Genomic DNA, 10932 nt, shown 5'->3' on the forward strand with positions numbered 1-10932 from the left:
ACCCGGATAACCGAGTTGTGAGTCAATAAAGGATAAGGAGACACCATGAAATACCCCTGGATCAGCCGCCTGTTCGGCGCCATGCTGGCGATCTGCCTGGCGGGCGCCGCATCGGCGGCGGACGATTACCCCAGCCACCCCATCAACATCATCGTGCCCTTCAGCGTGGGCGGGTCCACCGATCTGGTGGCGCGGTTGGAAGCCAAGGCGCTGGGCCAGGAGTTGAATACTTCCGTCGTGGTGGAGAACCGCACGGGCGGCGGCGGCGTCATCGGTTGGGGCGGGGCCGCGCGCTCGGCGCCGGATGGCTATACCCTGTTGACGCAGGAGATGTCGTACGCCATCGCGGCCAGCCTGATCCAGAAGCTGCCTTACGATCCGAAGACGGCCTTCACGAACATCACCACGCTGGTCCAGGTACCGCATGTACTGGTGGTGCATCCGTCGGTGCCCGCCAAGACGGTGCAGGAGTTCATTGCACTGGTGAAGGCGCATCCCGACAAGTACTTCTTCGGTTCGGGCGGCGTGGGCACCAATACCCACCTGGGTGGCGAGCTCTTCAACAGCCTGGCCGGCGTGAAGATGTCGCACATTCCCTTCCGTGGCGCGGGCGCCGCCATGCAGGACCTGCTGGCCGGCCGCGTGCAGGCGATGATTACCTCCGTGCCGACCGCGCTGCCGCAGATCCGCGCCGGCAAGCTGCGCGCGCTGATGGTCGCCAGCGACCATCGCATCGATGCCTTGCGCGACGTGCCGGATGCCAAGGAGGTCGGACTGCCCGGCATGAACATGCAGTTCTGGGTGGGCTTTGCCGCGCCGGCGGGAACGCCGCGGCCTATCATCGACAAGCTGAACGCCGCGATGGTGAAGTCGCTGCAAAGCCCGGACATGCGCGCGCAGCTGAAGGACCTGGCGCTGGAGCCGGTCGGCAGTACGCCGGAGCAGGCGGCCAAGCTGGTCACCGACGAAATCGCGCGCTGGCATGCCGTGATGGAAAAGGCCGGGATCAAGCCGGAATAGTCGTGAAGGACGGCGCGGCCCCATGCGCTTCGCATGCGGGCCGCGGCCATTGCATCGTTAAAGGAAACACCACATGTCCAAACCCCTGGCAGGCATACGCGTACTGGATTTGACCAACGTGCTGGCCGGACCGTTCTGCTGTCATCAACTGGCGCACATGGGCGCCGACGTCATCAAGGTGGAAACACCGGGCAGCGGCGATCTGGCGCGCCAGCTGGGTGCCGATCCGGAATTGAACAAGGCCCATATGGGGGTTTCCTTCCTGGCGCAGAACGCGGGCAAGCGGTCGATATCCGTGAACCTGAAGCACGCGGCCGGCAAGGAGGTCTTCCTGCGCCTGGTGCGCGGCGCCGATGTGCTGGTAGAGAATTTTCGTCCGGGCGTGATGAAGCGGCTGGGCCTGGACTTCGAGGTCCTGCGCGAACACCGGCCGGACCTGGTGTACTGCGCGATTTCCGGCTTCGGCCAGGATGGCCCTTTGAAGGACTATCCGGCCTATGACCAGATCATCCAGGGCATGTCCGGCGTGATGAGCATCACGGGCGATCCCGAGACCGCGCCTTATCGTGTCGGCTATCCGATCGCCGATACGATAGGCGGCATGACCGCGGCCTTTGCGGTGGCCGCCGCGCTGGCGGAAAAGCCGCGTCCGCACGGACGCTTCATCGATGTCTCCATGCTGGAGGCCACGATGGCGACGATGGGATGGGCGGTGTCGAACTATCTGGTGGCCGGACGCGCGCCGGGCCCCATGGGCAACGAGAACATCACGGCGAGTCCTTCGGGCACCTTCCGCACGGGCGAGGGGCTGCTGAACATCGCCGCCAACAAGCAGGAACAGTTCGAGGCGCTGTGCCGGGTGGTGGGGCGCGAGGATCTGGCCACGCATCCGGACTACGCCGAACGCCATGCGCGCCTGCGCAACCGCTACGCGCTGAAGGCGGAACTCGAATCGGCGCTGGGCGCACGCGCGGCGCAGGATTGGTGGCCGCTGCTGACGCAGGCCGGCGTGCCGTCGGGTCCCGTGTATACGGTGGAACAGGCGCTGGCGCATCCGCAGGTTCGCGACCGGGGCATGGTGGCGACCTTTCCGGACGTGCCTGGCGTGGGGCGCGACGTGCGGGTAGTGCGCACCGGCTTCAAGCTGGACGGCGCGGCGCCGGCCGTGGACCATCCTCCGCCCATGCTGGGCGAGCACAACGACGAACTCCTGGCGCAGCTGGGGTATGGCCCCGACGAGATACGGCGGTTGCGGGAACAGGGCGCGGTATGAGTCCCGCGCAGGGAGGGCGCTGCGCGTGGCGGGCGCCCATGCAATGACTGGACAAGGTGCGATATGAGCGAAAGCGTGAAGGACGAAGGACTGGAAAGCCGCAAGTGGTGGCATACGGAAATCACCGATATGCGCCCGGGGGTGATCCGTTATCACGGCTACGCGATCGAGGATCTGATCGGCAATGTGGGCTTCGCGCAGATGGCGTGGCTGATGCTGCGCGGCGAGCTGCCGACGCCGGGCCAGGGCAGGCTGCTGGATGCCGCCTTGATGGCCGGCGTGGATCATGGGCCGCAGGCACCCAGCATCGCCATCGCGCGCATGGCGGCGACCTGCGGGGTGGGCTTGAACAATGCCATGGCGTCGGCGGTGAATGTGCTGGGCGACGTGCACGGCGGCGCGGGCGAGCAGGCGGTCGGGCTGTACGAGGACGCCGCCTCCCGCATGCGCGAGGGTGCGTCGCAAGAGGCCGCGGTACAAGGGGCGCTCGACACCTACATCGAGACTCACGGGAAGTTCGTTTCCGGCTTCGGCCATCGCTTCCATCCCATCGATCCGCGCGCGCCGCGCCTGCTGCCGCTGGTGGACGAGGCGGCGCGGGCGGGCGAGGTGAGCGGCCAGTACGCGGCCATCGCGCGCGCCGTCGAGGCCGAGCTGGCGGCGCGCAAGGGTCGCACCATCCCGATGAATATCGACGGCGCCACCGCCGTGATCTATGCGGAGCTGGGTTTCCCCGCGCCGCTGGCGCGCGGCCTGTTCTGCCTGTCGCGGTCGGTGGGCATCCTGGCGCACGCCTGGGAGCAGACACGCCAGGGCGGCCGCAACAAGGGACCGATTCCACGGCAATACATTCCCTTGTACGAGGGACACCCGCCGCGTCCGGTGCCGCCGCAGAACCGCGAGACGGGCCGGTCCTGATGGCGCGGCGTGCCTTGCATCGGCGGCAGCGCGGTGGCGCAGGCCTCGCGGTTCGGCCGTCCCGATGCGGGCCGCGCCGGGCCGGCCGGTCGGCCACTATCGTCTCGCGACGCCATCTCCCTTGATACCAGGAGCAGCAATGCGCATAGAACGTATCGAAGCCATACCCCTGCGGATGCCGCTGGCGCGTCCCTTGAAGGCGGCCACCGCCCTGATCACCCACCGCTGCACGGTGCTGACGCGCGTGTACACGGACCAGGGCGTGGTGGGCGAATGCTTCGGCAATAACGAGGATACCGGCCAGGCGGAGATCCTGCGCCTGATCCGCGACGAGCTCGCGCCGGTGCTGGCCGGCCGCGATGCATTCCTGGTGGAGTCCTGCTGGCAGGCCATGCAGCCCGCCACGCGCGACATCCTGCGCGACCGGCGCCTGGCGATCCGCGCCATCGCCTGCATCGACGCCGCGCTCTGGGATGCCGTCGGCAAGGCACTGAACGTACCGCTGCACAGGCTGTGGGGCGGCTACAGCGACGACGTCGCGGCCTACGCGATGGGCGGCTATTACCGCGCCGAGGACGACCTGGGCGCCGTCGCGCGTGAAATGGCCGCCCTGCGCGACCAGGGATTCGCCGGCTGCAAGCTGAAGGTGGGTGCCTTGTCGCCGCAGGCCGACGCCGAACGCGTCCGCGCGGCGCGCGATGGCGCGGGACCCGGCTTCAGGCTGATGCCGGATCCCAACCAGGGATGGAGCTACGAACAGGCCCTGGCCTTCGCGCGGCTGGTCGAGCCGCTGGATATTTTCTGGCTGGAAGAGCCCTGCTACTGGTCCAACGACCGGCAGGATCTGGCGCGCCTGCGCCGCACGGTCCCCATTCCGATCTGCGCGGGACAGAGCGAGATCAGCGCGGCGGGCTGCCGCGAGCTGATGGCCGCCAGCGCGATCGATATCTGCAACTACGATCCCAGCTGGGGCGGCGGGCCGACCGCCTGGCGCAAGGTGGCGGCGGTGGCGCATACCTATGGCGTGGGGGTGCTGTCGCACCTGGAGCCGCAGGTCGGCGCGATGCTGGCCGCTTCGGTGCCCAATGGCGTGGGCGTGGAAGTGATGCAGCCGGATCGCGATCCGCTGTACCACGCCCTTGTCGCCAACCGGCCGGCGATCGCGAACGGCCGGCTGAAACTGCCGGACGGGCCGGGATGGGGGCTGGAACTGGATCGCGGCGTGGAAAAGCGCCTGACTGCATGACGTCCGGCGCCCTCGCGAGGGCGTACGGCGCCTGGAATCCGATAGCCGAGAATCGATATGTGGAACATGACCTTTACGCCCCCGGTAGTCATCGAGGCCCGTCCCTTGACGCGGCTGCCGGACCGCTTCCGGGACGCGCGCGACAACCCCTGGGCCGCCGCCAACAAGCCTGGCCACCTCGTCGACTGCTTCCTGGAAGGGCCGGCCTTCGATCGCGACGGCAACCTGTATCTCACGGATATCCCGTATGGGCGGATCTTCCGCATCAGCCCGGCGCTGGACTGGACGCTGGTGGCCCAATACGACGGCTGGCCGAACGGTATCGCCATCCACGCGGACGGCACGCTGTGGATCGCCGATTACCGGCGCGGCATCGTGCGGCTGGATCCGAAGACCGGCACGCTCGACACGCCGCTGGGGCATCGCAATTCCGAAGGCTTCAAGGGGCCCAACGACCTGACCTTCGACGCCGCCGGCAATCTGTATTTCACGGACCAGGGGCAGACGGGGCTGCATGATCCCACCGGACGCGTCTATCGCCTGGCGCCATCAGGCAAGCTGGACCGGCTGCTGGATAACGTGCCCAGCCCGAACGGCATCGCCCTGGATCGCAACGAGGCCTTTCTCTATACGGCGGTAACGCGCGGCAATTCGGTATGGCGCGGCCCGCTGCTGGCGGACGGCTCGCTATCCAAGGTGGGTGCGTTCCGGACTTTCTTCGGTACCAGCGGGCCGGACGGCTTGGCGGTGGATGCGGACGGCCGCCTGGTCGTGGCGCATGCCAGCCTGGGCGGCGCCTTCCTGGTCGAACCGAACGGCGACATCACGCATTTCATCCGCAGCCCCATGGGCGGCACCGTCACCAACATTGCCTACCGGCCCGGCAGCGCGCGCCTGGTCATGACCGAATCGGCCAGCGGAACCGTGCTGGAGGCCGAGTTGCCCGCGGCGGGCGTGGGCCTGTTTTCGCATGCCGCCCTGCGCTGAAAAACTACGGCCCGGCCATCCGCGGCGGGCGTCGCCGCGGATGTTCAACGCGACGCGATATGCCGGTTCTCCAGGCGGCTGAGCAAGCGCACGACCGGCCACAGCAGCGCCAGGTAGAACAGCGCGGCCAATACGATGGGCGATGGGTTGTACACCAGGGATTGCGCATCGCGTGCGACGCGCAGCAGTTCCGGCAGCGCGACGGCGCTGGCCAGCGTGGTCAGCTTGACGACTTCCAGCGTATTGCTGATCAGGTCCGGCATGACGCTGCGCGCCGCCTGCGGGATTTGCACGTGCCAGAGCGTCTGCGCGGCGCTCAGGCCGGTCGATCGCGCGGCTTCGACCTGGCCGCGCGGCACGCTTTCCAGGCCGGCGCGGAACACTTCGCCGTAGTAGGACGAATTGTTCAGCATGAAGCCGATGGCCACGGCCAGCAGCTTGGGCAGATCCAGGCCCAGGAAGGGCGCGCCGAAGTAGATGAAGATCAGCAAGACCAGGGGCGGCAAGGCCCGGAAGAAGTCGATATAGGCGGCCAGCAGGAAGCGTGTCCAGCGCCGCTTCAGCGTGATGGATAGCACGCCTATCGCCAGGCCCGATGCCAGCCCGACCGGGATCACGATGGCGGAAAGCAGCAGCGTTTGGACCAGCCCCTGCAGCAGGTAGGGAGCGACACTGCGGTAGATGTCCAGGTTGAAGAAGTTCTGCAGCAGCTGGTCCATGGTTTATGACTTACCTGTGTGCGTATTCATGCGAGCCCCGTTCGACGTCCGGCTGGGCGGGGCTGCGGCCGGATAGCCCTATCGTTTCCAGCGAAAGCGCGTTTCCACCCATCGTCCCAACAGCACGACGGGAATGAAGATCGCCAGGCAGGCGACGGCGGCCAGCGTCAATGGCGTGGCATTGCCGGCGTTGCTGCTGGCCGACTGCGCGTTGTTCAGGACTTCGCTCAATCCGACCACCGATCCCAGCGCCGTGCTTTTGGTGATGGCGATCACCCGGTTGGTCAGGGGCGCGACGGTCAGCCGCGCGGCCTGGGGCATGACGACGTGGATCATGGTCTGCAGCCATCCCAGGCCGGTGGCGCGCGCCGCTTCGGCCTGGCCGCGCGGCACGGACAGGATGCCGGCCCAGAAGATTTCCTCCGCGAAGGCGGCCAGCACCAGCGTCAGCGACAGCCAGGTGGCGGTGAAGGCCGACATCGACAGGTCGATATAGGGGAAGGCGAAGAACAGCACCATGATGACCACCAGCGGCGGCAGGGCGCGCAGGATATCGGCGAAGCAGATGATCGCGGCGTTCAGCGCGCGCAGGTGCAGCGCGCGCAGCATGGCCAGCAAGAAACCCAGCGCGAGTCCGCTGATCGCCACGGCGACGCCGAGCTGCAGCGTGACCCACATGCCGGCCAGGATGTCGGGCAGGTAGCGCCACGCGACGTCGGCATTGAAGAACGAGAAGGCGAGCGCTTTCAGATCCATGGCGGCGGCTCCATGGAGGGCGCCGGCATGGGCAGCGCTTGCGTGGGCGGAGTTTTCATCATCGGTGCTTGCGTCGGACCTTCAGGCAACCCGCGCTTCCGTGCCGTGGCTGCCGGGATCGGAAAGGTGCGACAGGAAGCTGCGCGTGCGGGGATGGGTGGGCGCGCCGAAGACCTGTTCTGGCGGGCCTTGTTCCACGATCACGCCGCCGTCCATGAAGATGACGCGGTCGGCGGCGGCGCGGGCAAAGGCCATCTCGTGGCTGACCACGACCATGGTCATGCCGTCGCGCTTGAGTTCGCGCATGACGTTCAGCACCTCGCCCACCAGTTCGGGATCCAGGGCGCTGGTGGGCTCGTCGAACAGCACGATCCTGGGGCGCAGCGCCAGCGCGCGGGCGATGCCGACGCGCTGCTGCTGGCCGCCCGACAACTGGTCCGGATAGGCATCGCCGCGCTCGGCCAGGCCTACCCGGCGCAGTGCCTCCAGGCCACGCCGGTTCGCTTCCGCGCGGTCCAGCTTCTGCACCTTGCGCAGGGCCAGGGTGACATTGCCCAGCACCGTCATGTGGCGGTACAGGTTGAATTGCTGGAACACCATGCCGATGTTCTGCCGGATGCGGTTCAGGTCGGCCCCATGGGCGGTGATTTCGTCCCCGTCCACCACGATCTGGCCGGCGCTGGCCGTTTCCAGCTGGTTGCAGCAGCGCAGCAGGCTGCTTTTGCCGGAACCCGATGGCCCGATCACGAAAACCAGTTCGCCGCGGCGCACCTCCAGGTCGATGCCTTTCAGGACGGCGTTCGCACCGTAGGACTTGTGCAGCCCGACGATCCGCAGGATGGGACGTTCCATATCAGTAATCCATTGCGCGACACATCGTCCGCGTCGCAAGAAACAGGTGCCGCCGGAGCGTAGGCCGCGCATCCGGCGCCGCCGCTCCGCCAGCGCCGCCGCCCTTCGATAGAGGCAGCGCGCGGCGCTTCGGGGATGAACCCTTTTATCCCTGGCATTGAAGCTTGACGGGCGTGGGGTCGTAGCCTTCCAGGCCCGGCACGCCCTGGCCGACGCCCACCGTGGCGGCGGCCGATCCGGGCGCCGGGGTGAAGCCGAACCACTTCTGCGCCAGCTTCGACACCGTGCCGTTTTGCTTCAGGCATTTCAGGGCGGTGGAGATGCGGTCGCGGCCGGCCTTGTCGTCCTTGCGGAAGGCCAGGGCCCAGACCAGGCCGGTCTGGATGGTGTAGGTGGTTTTGACGGCGGGATTCTGCTTGGCCGCCCAGGCGCTGACGGTGTTGCCCGCCAGGTTGGCATCGGCGCGGCCCGACTGCACGGCCTGCACCGCATCGGCGTTGGTGGCGTATACGTCGTACTTGAAGCCGTATTTTTCCGCGTTGTCGTGGGCCCAGCTTTCATAGGCCGAGCCCTTGTTGACCGCCAGGGTCTTGCCCTTGAGGTCCTGCAGGCCGGTAATGTCCGGCTTGCCGCGGGCGACCAGGAAGGTGTAGTCCGTGTTCAGATAGCCTTCGGAAAACAGCAGCGATTTGGCGCGTTCAGGGGTAGCCGTGGTCGGGGCCAGCACGAAGTCGTACTTCTTCGCGTTCAGGCCCGGGATCAGCGCGGAGTATTCCGTGCCTTCGATGCGCACGGTGGTCCCCAATTGCTTGGCCAGGGCTTCGCCCAGGTCGATGTTGAAGCCTTGCAGGCCGCCGCCCAGCTTGGGCATGGCGTGCGGCGCGAAGGTGGCGTCCACGCCCGTGACCAGGGGCTGGGCGCCCCAGGCCGTGGCCGCGCAGGCGGAGAGCAGTAAACCGCCCAGGCGGGCGGCAAGCGATAGGCGAAAGCGGGTGCGTGTCATGGAACAGGTCCTCGATGAGGGGGTATGGAGCTTGTGTGTGGACCCCTGGCGCCTTCAATCGGCGCCCTGGGCGAAGACCTTGCGCATGATGCTGTTGGGATTGCCGTTCAGGCGCTGGCGCAGCACCGGTTCCGGCGTGCCGCGGCGCAGGAAGCGGCCGCTGCCGCGCGCGGCGTGCAGGGCGCCGTCGCGCACCACGATGCGGCCGCCGCTGGTCACGATTTCAGGCCAGCCGCGCAGCGTGCGTCCTTCATAGGGCGTGTAGCCGACCTGGTCGTGCAGCATGCCGGCCGTGACGTGGACTTGGCGGTCGGGATTCCAGACCGCGATATCGGCATCGGCGCCGACGGCGATCGTGCCTTTGCGCGGATACAGGCCATAGGTGCGGGCGTGATTGGCGGAGGTCACGGCGACGAAACGTTCTATGGTCATGCGTCCCGTCAGCACGCCTTCGGAAAACAGCAGCGGCATGCGCAGCTCCAGGCCCGGCACGCCGTTGGCCATGTCCTTGAAGGTGGTCTGGTCGCCCTTGGGCAGCTTGCCGCCGGCATCGAACCGGTAGGGGGCATGGTCGGACGAATACATTTGCAGCGTGCCGTCCAGCAGTCCGGCCCAGACCGCCTCCTGCGACGCCGCGTCGCGCGGCGGCGGGCTGCAGCAGTACTTGGCGCCTTCCAGTCCGTCGCGGTCGAGGTCTTCCTGCGTAAGGAACAGGTACTGGGGGCAGCTTTCCGCGAGGATGGGCAGGCCGAGGGCCTGTGAGGAATGCACCACGCGCACCGCTTCCAGGCCGGCGACGTGCACGATCAGCAGGGGCACGTCCATCAGGCGGGCCAGCGCGACGGCGCGATGGGTCGCTTCGCTTTCGGCGATGGGGTCGTGCGCGACGGCGTGATACTTGGGAGCCGTCATGCCGCGGTCCACCAGCCGGCGCGCGATCCAGCGGATCATGTCGTTGTTTTCGGCGTGGACCATGACCAGCGCGCCCTCGCGGTCCGCGACTTCCAGTACGTCCAGCAACTGGTAGTCGTCGATCTTCAGCCGTTCGTAGGTCATATAGACCTTGAACGACGTGATGCCGTCGCGGATAAGCGCGGGCAGATCGTGCTGGAGCGCGTGTTCGGTGGGGTCCGACAGAATCAGGTGGAAGCCGTAGTCGATCACGGCTTTTTCGGCGGCGCGGCGGTGATAGTCGGCGACGACTTCCGGCAGGGCGTTGCCGCGATGCTGGGCGGCGAAGGGAATGATGGTGGTGGTGCCGCCGAAGGCCGCCGACACCGTGGCGCTGTAGAAGTCGTCGGCGCACATGACGCCCATGCCGGATAGCTGTTCGACGTGGCAGTGGCTGTCGATGCCGCCGGGCAGTACCCAGCGTCCGCCCGCGTCGATGTCCTCGCGGCCGGGCGGCAGGTCGCGCGCGACCGCCGCGATGATGCCGTCGCGCACGCCGATATCGGCATGAAAGGTGTCGGACGCGGTGCTGATGCGCCCGTTCCGTATGGTCAGGTCGAATTCGGCGGATGTGGTCATGGATGTGATTCCTTCCTCGTGATCCGGACGGCTCAGGCGACGCGCTGCGCGCCCGGGATATCCAGCGACAGGCCGACGCGCCGTACCGTGGCTTCCAGTTCCGCCATGGTGACCTTGTCGATGCGCATGCCCGGCGACCGCAGCGCGTAGCTGCGGATGGCGCCGCGCCGCTGATAGATGTACTTGCGCAGGGCCAGGCCGATCTTGGGTTGGAATTCGTAGCGGATCAGTGGGCAATAGCGGTCGAAGATCGCCGCCGCGCCCGCCGCGTCGCCGGCCGCGTGGCGTTCGTGGATGGCGACCAGGATTTCCGGGAAGGCGAAGCCGGTCATCGTGCCGACGGCGCCGCGCTGCAATTCCTCCAGGAAGTACACGCCGCCCAGGCCGCCGAAGATCTTCATGGGGGCATCGCCGCACAGTTCGCGGATGCGGGTAATCTTCTGGCCCACGGGCGGCTCTTCCATTTTGACGGCATGCACGCCGCCCTCGCGCGCCAGCCGCGCCACCACCTCGGGCCGGATCTCCGTACCGAAGGAATCCGGAAAGTCGTGGACCACGACGGGGATGTCCACCGCTTCGGCCACCGCCTTGTAGTAGTCGAACAGCAGCGCGTCATTGGCATTGTCCA

At 67.4% G+C, this 10932-nt stretch carries 11 protein-coding genes; 5 read left to right on the top strand and 6 right to left on the bottom strand.

Going from position 1 to position 10932, the window contains the following annotated elements:
* Positions 1–45 precede the first annotated feature (45 nt).
* The 5 genes from ACO1P8_RS13420 (at position 46) to ACO1P8_RS13440 (ending at position 5444) form a co-directional block, all read left to right on the top strand.
* Positions 46–1020, top strand: coding sequence for a Bug family tripartite tricarboxylate transporter substrate binding protein (locus ACO1P8_RS13420; protein ID WP_486296382.1), 975 nt, complete (start codon positions 46–48; stop codon positions 1018–1020).
* 73 nt (positions 1021–1093) lie between these two features.
* Positions 1094–2293 carry a CaiB/BaiF CoA transferase family protein gene (locus tag ACO1P8_RS13425; protein ID WP_486296383.1) on the top strand — a complete coding sequence of 400 codons (1200 nt, stop codon included), beginning with the start codon at positions 1094–1096 and terminating at the stop codon, positions 2291–2293.
* A gap of 63 nt (positions 2294–2356) precedes the next feature.
* Positions 2357–3211: a citryl-CoA lyase gene (locus tag ACO1P8_RS13430; protein WP_486296384.1), complete on the top strand. Its 855-nt coding sequence runs from the start codon at positions 2357–2359 to the stop codon at positions 3209–3211.
* A 139-nt stretch (positions 3212–3350) separates the two neighbouring features.
* Positions 3351–4457, top strand: a complete 1107-nt coding sequence (locus ACO1P8_RS13435; RefSeq protein ID WP_486296385.1) for a mandelate racemase/muconate lactonizing enzyme family protein — start codon at positions 3351–3353, stop codon at positions 4455–4457.
* A 57-nt stretch (positions 4458–4514) separates the two neighbouring features.
* Positions 4515–5444 (top strand): SMP-30/gluconolactonase/LRE family protein, encoded by a 930-nt coding sequence (locus ACO1P8_RS13440; RefSeq protein ID WP_486296386.1) that lies wholly within the window; start codon positions 4515–4517, stop codon positions 5442–5444.
* Between the two features lie 44 nt (positions 5445–5488).
* Here the strand turns inward: ACO1P8_RS13440 and ACO1P8_RS13445 are convergent, their stop codons facing one another.
* The 6 genes from ACO1P8_RS13445 to ACO1P8_RS13470 form a co-directional block, all read right to left on the bottom strand.
* Positions 5489–6163: an amino acid ABC transporter permease gene (locus ACO1P8_RS13445; RefSeq protein WP_486296387.1), complete on the bottom strand. Its 675-nt coding sequence runs from the start codon at positions 6161–6163 to the stop codon at positions 5489–5491.
* Positions 6164–6241: 78 nt separating this feature from the next.
* On the bottom strand, positions 6242–6919 hold the full coding sequence (locus tag ACO1P8_RS13450) for an amino acid ABC transporter permease (protein WP_486296388.1): 678 nt from the start codon (positions 6917–6919) through the stop codon (positions 6242–6244).
* A gap of 81 nt (positions 6920–7000) precedes the next feature.
* The gene (locus tag ACO1P8_RS13455; protein ID WP_486296389.1) at positions 7001–7771 is read right to left on the bottom strand and encodes an amino acid ABC transporter ATP-binding protein; all 771 of its coding nucleotides are present in this window, start codon (positions 7769–7771) and stop codon (positions 7001–7003) included.
* Positions 7772–7916: 145 nt separating this feature from the next.
* Entirely contained in the window at positions 7917–8774 is an 858-nt protein-coding gene (locus tag ACO1P8_RS13460; protein ID WP_486296390.1) for a transporter substrate-binding domain-containing protein, read from the bottom strand.
* 54 nt (positions 8775–8828) lie between these two features.
* On the bottom strand, positions 8829–10304 hold the full coding sequence (gene hydA, locus ACO1P8_RS13465) for a dihydropyrimidinase (RefSeq protein ID WP_486296391.1): 1476 nt from the start codon (positions 10302–10304) through the stop codon (positions 8829–8831).
* A 32-nt stretch (positions 10305–10336) separates the two neighbouring features.
* On the bottom strand, positions 10337–10932 hold a 596-nt coding region (locus tag ACO1P8_RS13470; protein ID WP_486296392.1), incomplete at its 5' end, for a dihydrodipicolinate synthase family protein.

The sequence above is a fragment of the Bordetella sp. genome (genome assembly GCF_057362025.1).